Below are 13,460 nucleotides of genomic sequence, written 5' to 3'. Positions count from 1 at the left end.
AGTGGCTGGGGTCCACATCGCTCGCTCCAAGATGGCCTGAACAACCCCTTGGAATCACGAGTGCCCCAGTCGCTCAACCCTTTCGGGACGGGCTCTTAGACCGCGCGCCATGTCGACCGATGATTTCCTCGCCCGCTTCGGCGCCGCCGGCCAGCGCCAGCCCGATCCCGTCGCCGCCGCCCAGCAGGCGATGCGCAATCCCCTGCCCAAGCGCTTCTACGAGAAGGCGGGCGTGCTGGAGCGTGACGGATTGTTCCATGTCGCGCTCGACGGCCGCACCGCCCGCACCCCGGCCCGCAAGCCGCTCGCCGTCGCCTCGCGAGCCGTCGCCGAAACGCTGGCGGCGGAATGGGAGGCCCAGACCGGTGAGATCGACCCGTCGCGGATGCCGCTGACGCGGCTGGTCAATTCGGCCCTCGACGGCGTTGCCGATCAGCACGAGGCGGTTCGCGCCGAGATCGTCCGCTATGCCGGCAGCGATGCGCTCTGCTATCGCGCCGGCGAGCCCGAAGCGCTGGTCGAGCGGCAGGATGCGGTCTGGAACCCGCTGATCGCGGCGCTCGAAAACCGTATCGGCGGCCGCTTCGTCATGGCGCAGGGCGTCGTCTTCGCGCAGCAGCCGCAGACCGTGCTCGACGCCGTGGCCAAGCGCGTCGCCACGATCACCTCCCCGGTCGCCCTCGCCGGCGCGCACAACGTCATGACGCTGACCGGCTCGACGATTCTGATGCTGGCGCTGGCCGAGGGCCTGATCGACGCCGAGGCCGCCTGGGCCGCCGCCCATCTCGACGAGGACTACCAGATCGGGATCTGGGGCCAGGACGAGGAAGCGGCCGAGCGCCGCGCCATCCGCCGCAAGGAGTACGACGCCGCCGTGCTGCTGCTGACGAAGGGCTAGAGGCGATGATCCCGGGCGCGCCCAAGGCCGACAACCCGGAAGACTACATAGCCCAGCTCGACGGCTGGCGGCTCGCCGCGGTCGAGGCCCTGCGCGCCGTGGTGAAGGCCGCCGCTCCGCTCGACGAGCGGATCAAGTGGACGCATCTGGTCTATTTCTCGAACGGGCCTGCGCTGCTGATCCGGGCCGAGGCCGAGCGCGTGCTCTTCGGCTTCTGGCGCGGCAAGCGCCTGCGCCATATCGAGCCGCGGCTGAAGCCGGGCGGCAAGTTCGAGCTCGCGACCATGGTGCTGCGCGCGGGCGATGCGGTCGATACCAAGATTGCGACCGAGCTCGTGCGCGCCGCGGTCGCTCTCAACCGCGAGCTTGGCGACCCGAGCAAGCCGAGCGCCTGACGGTCTGCCCGGCCAAAGTCGCTCTGCTCATTTCATGTCATCCCGGACAAGCCGCGAAGCGGCGCCGATCCGGGACCCATGCCTGAGCCTTTCCGAGAGAGGTTCCGGAATGGGTCCCGGGTCTTCGCTTTGCTACGCCCGGGACGACTCGCGTACGGGAAAAGGTCCCAAACAGCATCCCGCAAATACCTCATGCCTCCACTGCCGGAGCCTCGGTCAGCACGCGGTCGATCAGCCCCCAGTCCTTACCTTCCTCGGCGGTCATGAAGCGGTCGCGGTCGAGCGTGCGCTCGACCTCCTCCTCGCTGCGCCCGCAATGCTCGGCATAGAGCCGGATCATCCGCCGCTTGGTCTTCTGGATCTCCTCGGCATGGATCAGGATATCGGACGCCTGCCCCTGCGCCCCGCCGAGCGGCTGGTGGACATGCAGGCTGGCATTGGGCAAGGCCGCGCGCTCGCCCGGCTCGCCCGCCATCAGGAGGAAGGAGCCCATGGAGCGGGCCGTACCCATGCAGAGCGTATGCACCGGCGAGCGGATGTACTGCATCGTGTCGTAGATCGCGAGGCCGCTGGTGACCACGCCGCCCGGCGAGTTGATGTAGAAGTGGACCGGCCGCTTCGGGTTCTCGGCCTCCAGGAACAGCAATTGCGCGCAGACCAGCGCGGCGCTGGCATCGTTGACCTCGCCGTTCAGGAAGACGATCCGCTCGCGCAGCAGGCGCGAGTAGATGTCGAAGGAGCGTTCCCCGCGCGTCGACTGTTCGACGACCATGGGGACGAGCTGCATCGTGCCGTGCATCGACGACCTCCTCAATTCCGGATTGTTGATGGTGCTTGCGGACTGAGCCCGCACCGTCAGGCGGCGCGCAGCATCAGCTTCTGGTTGCTGTTCGCAGGTGCCGGCGACGCGCTCAGCCGCGTATCGGTCAGGCTCTGGACGATCCGCAGCTCGGTCCCGCCGTCGTTCGGCGCGAGCTGGAAGGTCACGACGCTCTCGAGGAAGGGCGGCTCGTCCTCCCTCAAGCGGTAGCGCAGCTCTTGGCCCGGCACGCTGGACAACGCCTCGACCTGCGCCGGCAGCCAGCGCTCGCGGAAGGCGGGAATGCTGAGCGCCCGCCAGACCTTCTCGGGCGGCGCATCGAGCTGATATGCGAACACCAGCTCCTTGGTGCGCTCCCGCGCCTCGCTCTCGCTCATTGGTCCATGTCCCGCAGCAGATCCTTGAGGGCATCGATGCGCGCCGGCCAGTAGGCCCGGTATTTCGCCAGCCATTGCGCGATCAGGGCAAGCCCGTCCGGGTCGACCTCGTAATTGACGAAGCGCCCCTGCCGTTCCTCGCGCACCAGCCCGGCGGTCCGCAGCACGGCGAGGTGCTGCGACATCGCCGGCTGGCTGATCACCATGCCCTCGCGCAAGGCGCTGGCGTTCATGCCGCCGACAGCGAGCTTCTCGAAGATCGCCCGGCGGGTCGGATCGGCCAGCGCCTTGAAGATGTCCTGCTCCATGTCAAACACATAAGCATATACTTATTTCATTCGCAAGCGGCTGACGAAAGCGCCTGTCAGCTCACCAGAATGGGGTAGAGCGAAGCAGCCAGCAGCAGCCCCATCACGACGTTGAACGCGCGCTGCCGCACCGGATCGGAGAGCAGGCCGCGCAGCAGCGTGCCGCCGATGGCCCAGACGGCGATGCAGGGCCCGTTCACCAGCGCATAGGCGATCACGACGATCGCGAGATTGAGGAAGTAGCCCTCCGTCGGCGTGTAGGACGCAACCGCTCCGACCGCCATGATCCAGGCCTTGGGGTTGACCCACTGGAACGCCGCGGCCGCCGGAAAGCTGAGCGGCGCCGCCGCCTTTGCGCCGGGCTCCAGCGGCGCCGAACGCGCGATCTTCCAGGCGAGATAAAGAAGATAGGCGCTGCCCGCATAGCGCAGGATGTCGTGCAGGACAGGGATCGCGCTGAACAGGCCCCCTAGCCCGAGGCCGACCGCCAGGACGAGGCCGGAGAAGCCGAGATTGATCCCCAGCAGCAGCGGCAGGCTGGCACGAAAACCGTGATTGGCGCCGGAGGCGAGCAGCAGCGTGTTGTTCGGCCCTGGCGTGATCGAGGTCACGAAGGCATAGCCGATGAAGGCGAGCAGCAATTGCGGTGTCATGTCCGGTCCAGCGTTGGGAAACGTCGCGCCGGTGATTGTGGATGTGACACTTCTTGCATAGAGTGAAAAGTGTCCCGTGACGCAATTTGTTAGGTCACATGCTCCTCGCTTCACCCTGGCAACCGCGCCTCGCGGAGGGCCGTGGCTCGGCCAGCGAAAGGCTGGTCGAAGCTCTCGCTCGCGATATCGCCGACGGCTCGCTGCCGTCGGGTGCGCGCCTGCCGGCCCACCGTCCCCTCGCCTGGCAGCTCGATATCGGCATCGGCACGGTGACCAAGGCCTATGCCCAGCTCGAACGTCGCGGCCTGGTGCGTAGCGTCCGCGGCCGCGGCATGTTCGTCGCCGGCTTGCCCCGAGCGGCCGGTCGCACGATCGATCTCAGCGTGAACGTGCCCCCGCAGCAGCTGAGCGACCGCCTGCTCGCCGCCAGCCTGTCCGACCTCGCAAGGCGGCTCGATGCCGACAGCTTCGGAGCCTATGCCGCGCCCGCCGGCAGGCTCGACCATCGTGCTCTGCTGGCCCGCTGGCTTGCGCCGACAGGCATTGCCGCTGCCCCCGAGCGGCTGCTGATCTGCCACGGAGCCCAGCATGCCCTGGCGATCGCATTCGCGATCACCTGTGGGCCGGACACCGAATTGCTGACGGAGGCGCTGAGCTATCCCGGGGCGATCGCCCTGGCCCGCCGGCGCGGCCTGCGCCTGACCGGCCTCGCCATCGACGAGCAGGGCCTCGTCCCGCAGGCGCTCGACAAGGCCTTGCATGAGGCGAAAACGGCTGGGCGGCGCGCCGTGCTCTACATCACGCCGACCCTGCACAATCCGACCACGGCGACGATGAGCGAAGTCCGGCGCCGCGATATCGCAAAACTCTGCCGCGCCCATGATGCGGTGATCGTCGAGGACGATATTCACGCCGCCCTGGCCGAGCCGGGCACGATCGCGATCGCCGCGCTCGCGCCGGAGCGGACGCTGCATGTCGCCGGCCTGTCGAAGGTGCTGAGTCCGGGCCTGCGCATCGGCTCGCTGTTCGTCCCAGAGCCCTGGCTGGCGCCTGCCCTCGCCGAACTTGCCGCGACCTGCACCATGGCATCCCTGCTCTCCTGCCTGATCATGGAGCGCTGGCTCAGCGAGGACACTGCAGCGTCGGTCACGCGCTCGATTCGCGAGGAGGCGAGCCGTCGCGTCGCCCTGGCGCGCGAGCTTCTGCCGCCCGGGACCGCGTTGAGCTCGGGCAATGGCTTCCATGTCTGGCTGCCGATGGCACCGGAGCGGGCCACGGCGCTGCCGGCGCGCGCCGCCGCCTTGGGCATCCTCCTGCCGGCTCCCGAGATTTTCCTGGCCGATGCGCAGGCACCGTCATGGGGCGTGCGGCTCAGTCTCGGCGGCCCGAAGCTCGACAGGCTGCAGGATGCACTCGCGGGCCTGCGCACCCTGCTTCTCGATGGCGACAGCGGCCCGCAGAGCCGGGCGATGCCGTGACCGCCACCGCGGTGCACAAAACGCCAGCCGCATGCTGCGAAGGCCGCAATGGACTTCGCCCGCAGCGCCGCTTAAGCGGGAACAGGACCTTTAAAGACTGCGCCCCGGGAGGCTCTTGATGAAGGACATTCTCGAACAGCTTGAGGACCGGCGCGCGGGCGCTCGCCTCGGCGGCGGCGAAAAGCGCATCGCGGCGCAGCACAAGCGCGGCAAGCTCACGGCCCGCGAGCGCATCGAGCTGCTGCTCGACAAGGACTCCTTCGAGGAATTCGATATGTTCGTGCAGCACCGCGCCGTCGATTTCGGCATGGACAAGGCCGAGAAGATCCCCGGCGACGGCGTCGTCACCGGCTGGGGCACGGTCAATGGCCGCACCGTCTTCGTCTTCTCCAAGGACTTCACCGTCTTCGGCGGCTCGCTCTCCGAGACCCACGCCCAGAAGATCATCAAGATCCAGGACATGGCGCTGAAGATGCGCGCGCCGATCGTCGGCCTGTTCGACGCCGGCGGCGCCCGCATCCAGGAGGGCGTCGCGGCGCTCGGCGGCTATGGCGAGGTCTTCAAGCGGAACGTGCAGGCTTCGGGCGTCATCCCGCAGATCTCGGTGATCATGGGTCCCTGCGCCGGCGGCGACGTCTATTCACCGGCGATGACCGACTTCATCTTCATGGTCCGTGACACCAGCTATATGTTCGTCACCGGCCCCGAGGTGGTGAAGACCGTCACCAACGAGACCGTGACCTCCGAAGAGCTGGGGGGCGCCAAGGTCCACACCAGCAAATCCTCGGTCGCCGACGGCTCATTCGAGAACGATGTCGAGGCGCTCTTGCAGGTGCGCCGCCTGATCGACTTCCTGCCGGCCAACAATACGGTCGGCGTGCCGGAATGGCCGAGCTTCGACGTGCCTGATCGCGTCGACATGAGCCTGGACACGCTGGTCCCGGACAATCCGAACAAGCCATACGACATCAAGGAATTGATCCTGAAGGTCGTCGACGAGAGCGATTTCTTCGAGATCCAGGAGTCTTACGCCAAGAACATCGTCACCGGCTTCGCCCGGATCGAGGGCCGCACCGTCGGCATCGTCGCCAACCAGCCGATGGTGCTGGCCGGCGTGCTCGATTCCGACGCCAGCCGCAAGGGCGCCCGCTTCGTGCGCTATTGCGACGCCTTCGAGATCCCGATCGTCACCCTGGTCGACGTTCCCGGCTTCCTGCCCGGTACGGCGCAGGAATATGGCGGCCTGATCAAGCACGGTGCCAAGCTGCTCTTCGCCTATTCGGAGTGCACCGTGCCGCTGGTCACGATCATCACGCGCAAGGCCTTCGGCGGCGCCTATGACGTGATGGCCTCCAAGCATATCGGCGCCGACGTCAACTATGCCTGGCCGACGGCGCAGATCGCGGTGATGGGCGCCAAGGGCGCGGTCGAGATCATCTTCCGCGGCGGCGACGCCGAGACGATCGCGCGCCAGACCAAGGAATATGAAGACCGCTTCATGAGCCCCTTCGTTGCGGCCGAGCGCGGCTATATCGACGAGGTGATCATGCCGCATTCGACGCGCCGCCGGATCGCCCGCGCCCTCGCTATGCTGCGCACCAAGAGCGTCGAGCGTCCCTGGCGCAAGCACGACAACATCCCGCTCTGAGCGGAAGTCGGGCGCCGGGGCCGCTTCACATCAGCCCCGGCAAACCGAAGCTGATCACCGCTCAGGCGGCTGCAAACGGGTTGAGGAGCGGGACGTTCAGCCCCTCGAAATCGCGGGTGTTACGCGTGACCACCGTCAACCCGTGGACGGAGGCGGTTGCTGCGATCATCGCGTCCTCGATGATCTTACCTGACTTTCGGTGCATCAGCCTTGCCCAAGCGCGAAAGACGTCGGCATTCATGTCGAGGACGTTGTAGGTCTGTGCGACCTGATCCAGCCAAGCCTCGATCTCCGCCGCCTTGGCAACGTCTTGCTCACGAGTCATCTCGATACCGGCCTGTATCTCGCCGATGGTGACCGCAGAGAGATGCAGGTCGGCATCGGCCACGCCGTCCAACCAAGCCAGCACGGCGCCATGCGGCCGCAGGCGGCGCAGTTCGGAGACGACATTGGTATCGAGGAGATACATGTTTCACACCAGCTCCCCGGGCTCGCGCCGGCGGAGCCGGCCACGCCTGGGCAAATCCAGATCGACCCGAGCCTCGTCCGCGAGCAACAAGTCCTTCAATGTCGGCTTCGCACTTCGCCGAAGCCGCTCCCACTCCTTCAGCGGGACCAAAACGGCGGCGTCAGCACCTCGCTTGCTGACAATCTGGGGGCCTTCTTTGAGACAGGTCTCGAGCAACTCGCTGAAGCGCGCCTTCGCATCCTGCACCGGCCAGCTCTTCATCCCGCCCTCCACGCCCAAATCAACCTAGTCAGATAACTAGTCTTTTATAGCCGCTGCGCAAGCGCCTCACATCAGTCCCGGCAGCTCCGCGGCCAGCGCGTCGATGGCGACGCGCACCTTCGGCGGCAGGTGCGGCGTCTGCAGCCAAAGCGCGTGAACGTCATAGGGTAGTCGCCCCTCGCCCGGCAGCAATTCGACGAGCGCGCCGGCTGTCAGGCGTTCGCGCACCAGCCAGGACGGCAGCCAGGCGAGCCCCATGCCGATCACGGCCGCATCGGCGATCGCCTCGAGATCGTCGAACCGCAAGCGGTGCCGCGGCATCACCTCCGCCGCCGGGCCATCCTCGCGAGGGAACAGCCAGGGACGCACGCCACCGGAACGGCGATAAATCAGCGCGTCATGCTCCGCGAGATCGGCGAGCTGCGCCGGGCTGCCGTGAGCTTCGAGATAGGACGGCGCGGCGCAGACGATCATGCGCTGGCGGGCGATACGGCGCATCACGAGATTGGCCGCATCGTGCAGCTCACCGGTGCGGATGGCGAGGTCGTGCCCGCCTTCGGCCAGATCGACGAAGCCGTCGCCGAAGGATAGATCGAGCTCAAGCTGCGGGTGCCGGCGCGCCAGATCGAGCAGGATCGGCATGACGCAGCACCGGCCGAACAGCACCGGCAGCGCCACCCGCAGCCTGCCGCGCGGCTCGCCGAACTGGTCGGCAGCAAGCGCATCGGCCGCCTCCGCCTCGGCGAGGACGGTCCTGCAGCGCTCGTAATAGGCCCGGCCGAACTCGGTCAGACTCTGCCGCCGCGTCGTCCGGTTGAGCAGGCGCACGCCCAGCCGCTCCTCGAGGAAGCGGACATGCTTGCCGACCATCGGCGCGGAGAGGCCGAGCGCCGCGGCCGCCGCGGCGAAGGAGCCGAGATCGACCGCCCTGACGAAGACGGCCATGCTGGTGAGACGATCCATCATCCGAAATCAACGGTTCCGATTATCGGTCATGGAGCGCAATTTATCGCAGGATGGCACGCTGCCATAGCTCATTCATTCGCTCTGTTTTGGAGTCACGAGCATGGCCCGCACGATCCGCTTTCACCGCCATGGCGGCCCCGAGGTCCTCACCATCGAGGATATCGACGTCCCGCCGGCCGGCCCCGGCGAGGTCCGCATCCGGACCAAGGCGCTCGGCCTCAACCGGGCCGAAGCGCTTTTCCGCTCTGGGAGCTATATCGAGCAGGCGCGGTTTCCATCCGGCATCGGTCTCGAAGCCGCGGGCCTGATCGAGAGCGTCGGGGAAGGCGTCGAAGACTTTTCGGCCGGCGATGCCGTCAGCCTGGTGCCGCCGCGCTCGATGGTGCGCTGGCCGGTGCATGGCGAGTTCGCCATCGCCCCGGCCAAGCTGGCGGTCAAACACCCGCCGACGCTGAGCTGGGAAGCGGCAGCGGCGAGCTGGATGCAGTATCTCACCGCATATGGCGCGCTGATCGACATCGCTCGTCTCAGCAAAGGCGAGCCCGTCGTCATCACCGCGGCTTCAAGCAGCGTCGGCCTCGCCGCCATCCAGATCGCCAACCGGGTCGACGCGATCCCGATCGCGGTGACGCGGACCTCGCGGAAGGCGCAGGCGCTGCACGAGGCCGGCGCCGCCCATGTCATTGCCTCGGCCGACGAGGACCTCGAAGCCAGGCTATGGAAGATCGCTGGCGAGGACGGCGTCAGGGTCGTATTCGACGCGGTCGGCGGCCTGGCCTTCCTGCCGCTGACCGCGGCGATGGCGCGCGGTGGCATCCTGTTCGAGTATGGCGGTCTCAGCCCGGAAGCCACGCCCTTCCCGCTCTTCAATGTGCTGAGCAAGAGCCTGACGCTGCGCGGCTATCTCGTCCACGAGATCATCGGCGACCCTAAGCGCCTCGCCGCCGCCAAGGCGTTCATCCTCGACGGCCTTGGCGATGGCTCGCTGAAGCCGATCATCGCCCGCACATTCCCGTTCGAGGCGATTGTCGAGGCGCATCGCTACCTCGAATCGAACGAGCAGTTCGGCAAGGTCGTGGTGACGCTTTGAGGGCCTGAATCCTCAATTAATTAGACCTTGACATCAACCACCGGTGTCATCCCGGACAAGCGGCGTAGCCGCGCCGATCCGGGATCCATTCCGGAGCCCTTCCGATAGAGGTTCCGGAATGGGTCCCGGGTCTCCCTGCGGTCGCCCGGGACGACTCGCGTTCTTTTTTGCGAACTCCAGACCCCTCTCAACCCCAGCGCCGGAACACCACGCTGGCATTGACGCCGCCGAAGCCGAAGCCGTTCGAGATGGCGTGCTCCATCGCCATCGGTCTCGCCGCCTTCGCCACGAGGTCGAGCCCGGCGGCATCCTCGTCCGGGTTCTCGAGATTGAGCGTCGGCGGCGCGATCTGGTCACGCAGCGCAAGAATGGTGAAGACCGCCTCCAGCCCGCCGGCCGCGCCGAGCAGATGGCCTGTCGCCGATTTCGTCGCACTGATCGCGATGCCGGCTTCGCTACCGAACACGGCCTTGATCGCGGCGAGTTCGCCGCGATCGCCGACCGGCGTCGAGGTCGAATGGGCGTTGAGGTGGGCGACATCGCCGGGCTTCAGGCCGGCCTGCTTCAGCGCCGTCTCCATCGCCCGGCGCGCGCCCGAACCATCCTCGGGGCCGGAGGTGATGTGATAGGCGTCGGCGCTGGTGCCGTAGCCGGTCAGTTCGGCCAGAATCGTCGCGCCGCGCGCCTGCGCATGCTCCAGCGCCTCGATCACCAGGATGCCGGCGCCCTCGCCCATGACGAAGCCGTCGCGGTCGCGGTCGAAGGGGCGCGAGGCCTTCTGCGGCTCGTCGTTGAAGCCGGTCGACAGCGCCCGCGCCGCGGCGAAGCCGCCGAGCGCGACGAGATCGACGCAGGCCTCGCTGCCGCCGCAGAGCGCGATGTCGACCTCGCCGGCCCGGATCAGCCGCGCGGCATCGCCGATCGCCTGGACGCCGGCGGCGCAGGCGGTGACGGGCGCGCCGATCGGCCCCTTGAAGCCATGATCGATCGAGACATGGCCGGCCGCGAGATTGACCAGGAAGGACGGCACGGTGAAGGGCGAGAGCCGGCGTACGCCGCGCTGATCGGTCGTCCGCACCGCCTCAGCGATCGCCGGAAAGCCGCCGATGCCCGAAGCGATCACGGTCGCGGTGCGCTCCCGTTCGGCTTCGTCCTGCGGCTGCCAACGGGCCTGTGCCAGCGCCTCCTTGGCCGCGACCAGCGCGAACTGGATGAAGCGATCCATCTTGCGCTGGTCCTTCGGCGCGATCGCGACGTCGGGATCGAAGCCGCCCTGATTGTCCTCGGCCTTGCCAGGCACGATGCCCGCGATCTTGGCCGGTAGCGTTTCGGCGACAGCATCCGGCAGGCGGCGCAGACCCGAGCGGCCGGCGAGCAGGCGCTGCCAGGCGAGCTCGGTGCCGCAGCCCAAAGGCGAGACGACGCCCAGTCCGGTGACGACGATACGGCGCATGGCGGCTCCTTACGATCTGGCTCGGGTAGCGGCCTGGCGCGCCGCGAGACGCTCGCGCAGGTCGTTGCTGGCGCGCGGCCCGGCGATGACGGTGGCGCTGTCCGCAGTGACAGGCCGCAGGGTCGCCGCGTCGACCACGATCGGCGTGATCGGCCGGCCGGTCCCGCGCTCGGCCAGCAGCAGCGAGGCGCCTTCCGGCGCGAGGTGGCGATTGGCGAAGCCGATCAGCGCCACCACGACCGGAAAGACGTCGCGGCCCTTCTCGGTCAGGACATATTCGTAGCGCTTCGGCCGCTCGCTATAGAGCCGCCGCTCGAACAGCCCGCTCTCGGTGAGATGCTTCAGCCGGCGCGTCAGCATGTTCGGCGCGATGCCGAGGCTGCGCTCGAATTCGTCGAAGCGGGTCAGCCCCTGCAGAGCGTCGCGCAGGATCAGGATGCTCCACCACTCGCCGACGGTCTCGACAGCGAGGGCGCAGGGGCATTCGGTGAGGGGAGCGAGCTTGGGCTGCATGGCCCAGGCTCGCTACCGCAGTCACTATTGTTTTGCAAGCCGCAACATCAGGCGAAGCGCACCACTCTGTCCGGTCAATCCAATGTGCTCCTGAACCGCAGCAGCGCGATCCCGGCATAGAGCGGTACGAAGATCGAGAGGTAGAACACCTCCAGCCCGATATCGCCGAGATCCGCCCCCTTCAGCATGATCGCCCGCACCACGCGCAGGAAATGCGTCAGCGGGAAGATCTCGCCGAGCCACTGCGCCCAGAGCGGCATGCCGGCATAGGGGAACATGAAACCGGACAGCAGCAGCGAGGGCAGGAAGAAGAAGAAGGTCAGCTGCATCGCCTGGAGCTGCGTGCGCGCCATGGTCGAGATCGTGTAGCCGAGCAGCACCAGCGCCAGCACGAAGATGGTGACGCAGGTCAGGAGCAGGCCGAGGCTGCCGAGGAAGGGGACGCCGAAGAGCAGCTTCGCCGCGGAGAGCACCACCGCGACCTGGACGCTGCCGACGGCGAGGTAGGGCAGCACCTTGCCGAGCATGATCTCGCCCGGTGTCGCCGGCATGGCGAGCAGGTTCTCCATGGTGCCGCGCTCGATCTCGCGGGTCAGCGCCATCGCCGTCATCATCACCATGGTCATCTGCAGGATGACGCCGAGCAGGCCGGGCACGATGTTGTACTGGGTGATGCCCTCGGGATTGTAGCGCCGGTGCACCACGAAGGAGAGCGCGCTCTCGCTCTGCTCGCGCTTCAGCTCCTCGGTGCCGAGCGCCCGGGTCAGCGCCCGGCTGGCGATGGTCTGCAGCGCGCCGACCGCATTGCTCGACGCCGCCGGATCGGTCGCATCGGCCTCAACCAGGATGCGCGGCTCGTCGCCGCGCTCGACCCGCATGCCAAAATCGCTGGGAATGGTGACGAGGAAGGAGATCGCGCCGCGCGCCATCAGGCTTTCGGCCTCGGCCGCGCTCTCGGGGCGCCTGGCGAAGCGGTAATAGCCGGAGACCTCCAGCGCCGCGACGACGGAGCGGGTGTAGCGATCCTGGCCCAGCGCCAGAACCGCCGCCGGCAAGCCCTTGGGATCATTGTTGATCGCATAGCCGAACAGCAGCAGCTGGACGATCGGCACCACCAGCATCATTGCAAAGGTGATGCGGTCGCGCCGCATCTGCACGAACTCCTTGGCCAGCACGGCGCCGAGCCGGCCGGGTGAGAAGCGGGCCGCCAATGCCATCGCGCTCATGCCGCCCTCCCTTCAGCCTGGGCCTTCGCCATGAACTGGATGAAGACGTCCTCCAGGCTGGTCGCATCCGGCTCGATGCGCAGGCCAGGCCGGTCCTTCAGATGGGCCAGCGCCGCCTCCAGCTTCTGCTTGTCGGAACCGACGACATGCAGCGTCGCCCCGAAGGGCGCGACCTGCTCGACACCGTCCGTCTGCGACAGCGCCGCGATCTCGGCCGGCTTCAGCACGCCATGGACGACATAGGTCGAGAGGCCCGAGCCCTTCACCACCTCGTCGACCGTGCCGGTCGCCAGCATCCTGCCATAGGCGATGTAGCCGATGCGATGGCAGCGCTCGGCCTCGTCCATGTAATGGGTCGAGACCAGCACAGTCAGCCCGTCGCCGGCGAGGCGGTGGATCTCGTCCCAGAACTCGCGCCGCGCCTTGGGATCGACGCCGGCGGTCGGCTCGTCGAGCAAGAGCAGTTTCGGCTGGTGCATGATGCAGGCGGCGAGTGCGAGGCGCTGCTTCCAGCCGCCCGAGAGCGTGCCGGCGAGCTGGTCCTTGCGCGAGGTCAAGCCGAGACTGTCGAGCGTGCGCGCGACCGCTTCCTCGACCGGCTTCAGCGCGTAGAGCCGCGCGACGAAGGTCAGGTTCTCCTCGATCGTCAAATCCTCGTAGAACGAGAATTTCTGGGTCATGTAGCCGACCTGGAGCTTGATCTCGGCGCTCTGGGTGCGAACATCGAGGCCCAGCACCGTCCCCTCCCCGGCATCGGGCGTGAGCAGCCCGCAGATCAAACGGATCGTCGTGGTCTTGCCGGAGCCGTTCGGGCCGAGGAAGCCGACGATCTCGCCTTGCCGGACGGAGAGGTCGACATTGTCGACGACCGTCCGCTTGCCGAAACGCTTGGTCATCCCGCGCAC

16 protein-coding genes are annotated in these 13,460 nt (G+C 67.5%); 5 read left to right on the top strand and 11 right to left on the bottom strand.

Annotated elements, in window-relative coordinates:
• The first annotated feature begins 109 nt into the window (after positions 1 to 109).
• Both ACFPOB_RS30850 and ACFPOB_RS30845 read left to right on the top strand, forming a co-directional pair.
• A complete protein-coding gene (locus tag ACFPOB_RS30850; RefSeq protein WP_377801954.1) occupies positions 110 to 898 on the top strand; it encodes an ATP12 family chaperone protein in 789 nt (262 codons plus the stop codon).
• Between the two features lie 5 nt (positions 899 to 903).
• Complete coding sequence (locus ACFPOB_RS30845; protein WP_377801953.1) at positions 904 to 1,293, top strand: DUF1801 domain-containing protein; 390 nt, start codon at positions 904 to 906, stop codon at positions 1,291 to 1,293.
• 190 nt (positions 1,294 to 1,483) lie between these two features.
• On the opposite strand, the gene ACFPOB_RS30840 is transcribed toward ACFPOB_RS30845, so the two are convergent.
• Genes ACFPOB_RS30840 through ACFPOB_RS30825 form a run of 4 tightly spaced genes read right to left on the bottom strand, consistent with a single transcriptional unit; the run spans position 1,484 to position 3,451 of the window.
• Positions 1,484 to 2,092 (bottom strand): ATP-dependent Clp protease proteolytic subunit, encoded by a 609-nt coding sequence (locus tag ACFPOB_RS30840; RefSeq protein WP_092161998.1) that lies wholly within the window; start codon positions 2,090 to 2,092, stop codon positions 1,484 to 1,486.
• A gap of 56 nt (positions 2,093 to 2,148) precedes the next feature.
• A complete protein-coding gene (locus ACFPOB_RS30835; RefSeq protein WP_377801952.1) occupies positions 2,149 to 2,490 on the bottom strand; it encodes an SRPBCC family protein in 342 nt (113 codons plus the stop codon).
• Positions 2,487 to 2,798 (bottom strand): ArsR/SmtB family transcription factor, encoded by a 312-nt coding sequence (locus ACFPOB_RS30830; RefSeq protein WP_377801951.1) that lies wholly within the window; start codon positions 2,796 to 2,798, stop codon positions 2,487 to 2,489. Before ACFPOB_RS30830 ends, ACFPOB_RS30835 begins: the two co-directional genes overlap by 4 nt.
• 56 nt (positions 2,799 to 2,854) lie before the next feature.
• Positions 2,855 to 3,451, bottom strand: a complete 597-nt coding sequence (locus ACFPOB_RS30825; protein WP_377801950.1) for a LysE family translocator — start codon at positions 3,449 to 3,451, stop codon at positions 2,855 to 2,857.
• Positions 3,452 to 3,549: 98 nt separating this feature from the next.
• Here ACFPOB_RS30825 and ACFPOB_RS30820 point away from each other — a divergent pair, with 98 nt between their 5' ends.
• Both ACFPOB_RS30820 and ACFPOB_RS30815 read left to right on the top strand, forming a co-directional pair.
• On the top strand, positions 3,550 to 4,929 hold the full coding sequence (locus tag ACFPOB_RS30820; protein WP_377801949.1) for an aminotransferase-like domain-containing protein: 1,380 nt from the start codon (positions 3,550 to 3,552) through the stop codon (positions 4,927 to 4,929).
• A 118-nt stretch (positions 4,930 to 5,047) separates the two neighbouring features.
• Positions 5,048 to 6,577: an acyl-CoA carboxylase subunit beta gene (locus tag ACFPOB_RS30815; RefSeq protein WP_377801948.1), complete on the top strand. Its 1,530-nt coding sequence runs from the start codon at positions 5,048 to 5,050 to the stop codon at positions 6,575 to 6,577.
• A gap of 61 nt (positions 6,578 to 6,638) precedes the next feature.
• Here ACFPOB_RS30815 and ACFPOB_RS30810 read toward each other — a convergent pair whose 3' ends face one another.
• The 3 genes from ACFPOB_RS30810 to ACFPOB_RS30800 form a co-directional block, all read right to left on the bottom strand.
• Positions 6,639 to 7,046, bottom strand: a complete 408-nt coding sequence (locus ACFPOB_RS30810) for a type II toxin-antitoxin system VapC family toxin (protein WP_377801947.1) — start codon at positions 7,044 to 7,046, stop codon at positions 6,639 to 6,641.
• Between the two features lie 3 nt (positions 7,047 to 7,049).
• Positions 7,050 to 7,307, bottom strand: coding sequence for a type II toxin-antitoxin system Phd/YefM family antitoxin (locus ACFPOB_RS30805; RefSeq protein ID WP_377801946.1), 258 nt, complete (start codon positions 7,305 to 7,307; stop codon positions 7,050 to 7,052).
• Between the two features lie 66 nt (positions 7,308 to 7,373).
• Positions 7,374 to 8,270, bottom strand: a complete 897-nt coding sequence (locus ACFPOB_RS30800) for a LysR family transcriptional regulator (RefSeq protein WP_377801945.1) — start codon at positions 8,268 to 8,270, stop codon at positions 7,374 to 7,376.
• A gap of 103 nt (positions 8,271 to 8,373) precedes the next feature.
• Here ACFPOB_RS30800 and ACFPOB_RS30795 point away from each other — a divergent pair, with 103 nt between their 5' ends.
• Positions 8,374 to 9,363, top strand: coding sequence for a zinc-dependent alcohol dehydrogenase family protein (locus ACFPOB_RS30795; RefSeq protein WP_377801944.1), 990 nt, complete (start codon positions 8,374 to 8,376; stop codon positions 9,361 to 9,363).
• A gap of 187 nt (positions 9,364 to 9,550) precedes the next feature.
• Here ACFPOB_RS30795 and fabF read toward each other — a convergent pair whose 3' ends face one another.
• The 4 genes from fabF to ACFPOB_RS30775 form a co-directional block, all read right to left on the bottom strand.
• Positions 9,551 to 10,816 (bottom strand): beta-ketoacyl-ACP synthase II, encoded by a 1,266-nt coding sequence (gene fabF, locus ACFPOB_RS30790; protein ID WP_377801943.1) that lies wholly within the window; start codon positions 10,814 to 10,816, stop codon positions 9,551 to 9,553.
• 9 nt (positions 10,817 to 10,825) lie between these two features.
• The gene (locus ACFPOB_RS30785; RefSeq protein WP_377801942.1) at positions 10,826 to 11,329 is read right to left on the bottom strand and encodes a winged helix-turn-helix transcriptional regulator; all 504 of its coding nucleotides are present in this window, start codon (positions 11,327 to 11,329) and stop codon (positions 10,826 to 10,828) included.
• 74 nt (positions 11,330 to 11,403) lie between these two features.
• A complete protein-coding gene (locus ACFPOB_RS30780) occupies positions 11,404 to 12,546 on the bottom strand; it encodes an ABC transporter permease (protein ID WP_377801958.1) in 1,143 nt (380 codons plus the stop codon).
• Positions 12,547 to 12,551: 5 nt separating this feature from the next.
• Complete coding sequence (locus tag ACFPOB_RS30775; RefSeq protein WP_377801957.1) at positions 12,552 to 13,451, bottom strand: ABC transporter ATP-binding protein; 900 nt, start codon at positions 13,449 to 13,451, stop codon at positions 12,552 to 12,554.
• Positions 13,452 to 13,460: the final 9 nt, after the last annotated feature.

This window comes from Allobosea eneae, from assembly GCF_042657265.1.
Taxonomy (GTDB): domain Bacteria; phylum Pseudomonadota; class Alphaproteobacteria; order Rhizobiales; family Beijerinckiaceae; genus Allobosea; species Allobosea eneae.
This window is presented reverse-complemented; position numbering and strand designations above follow the sequence as displayed.

Coding starts and splice junctions, on each gene's coding strand:
- ACFPOB_RS30850 (WP_377801954.1), top strand. CDS start 110: ATGTCGACCGATGATTTCCTCGCCCGCTTCGGCGCCGCCGGCCAGCGC.
- ACFPOB_RS30845 (WP_377801953.1), top strand. CDS start 904: ATGATCCCGGGCGCGCCCAAGGCCGACAACCCGGAAGACTACATAGCC.
- ACFPOB_RS30840 (WP_092161998.1), bottom strand. CDS start 2,092: ATGCACGGCACGATGCAGCTCGTCCCCATGGTCGTCGAACAGTCGACG.
- ACFPOB_RS30835 (WP_377801952.1), bottom strand. CDS start 2,490: ATGAGCGAGAGCGAGGCGCGGGAGCGCACCAAGGAGCTGGTGTTCGCA.
- ACFPOB_RS30830 (WP_377801951.1), bottom strand. CDS start 2,798: ATGGAGCAGGACATCTTCAAGGCGCTGGCCGATCCGACCCGCCGGGCG.
- ACFPOB_RS30825 (WP_377801950.1), bottom strand. CDS start 3,451: ATGACACCGCAATTGCTGCTCGCCTTCATCGGCTATGCCTTCGTGACC.
- ACFPOB_RS30820 (WP_377801949.1), top strand. CDS start 3,550: ATGCTCCTCGCTTCACCCTGGCAACCGCGCCTCGCGGAGGGCCGTGGC.
- ACFPOB_RS30815 (WP_377801948.1), top strand. CDS start 5,048: ATGAAGGACATTCTCGAACAGCTTGAGGACCGGCGCGCGGGCGCTCGC.
- ACFPOB_RS30810 (WP_377801947.1), bottom strand. CDS start 7,046: ATGTATCTCCTCGATACCAATGTCGTCTCCGAACTGCGCCGCCTGCGG.
- ACFPOB_RS30805 (WP_377801946.1), bottom strand. CDS start 7,307: ATGAAGAGCTGGCCGGTGCAGGATGCGAAGGCGCGCTTCAGCGAGTTG.
- ACFPOB_RS30800 (WP_377801945.1), bottom strand. CDS start 8,270: ATGGATCGTCTCACCAGCATGGCCGTCTTCGTCAGGGCGGTCGATCTC.
- ACFPOB_RS30795 (WP_377801944.1), top strand. CDS start 8,374: ATGGCCCGCACGATCCGCTTTCACCGCCATGGCGGCCCCGAGGTCCTC.
- fabF (WP_377801943.1), bottom strand. CDS start 10,816: ATGCGCCGTATCGTCGTCACCGGACTGGGCGTCGTCTCGCCTTTGGGC.
- ACFPOB_RS30785 (WP_377801942.1), bottom strand. CDS start 11,329: ATGCAGCCCAAGCTCGCTCCCCTCACCGAATGCCCCTGCGCCCTCGCT.
- ACFPOB_RS30780 (WP_377801958.1), bottom strand. CDS start 12,546: ATGGCATTGGCGGCCCGCTTCTCACCCGGCCGGCTCGGCGCCGTGCTG.
- ACFPOB_RS30775 (WP_377801957.1), bottom strand. CDS start 13,451: ATGACCAAGCGTTTCGGCAAGCGGACGGTCGTCGACAATGTCGACCTC.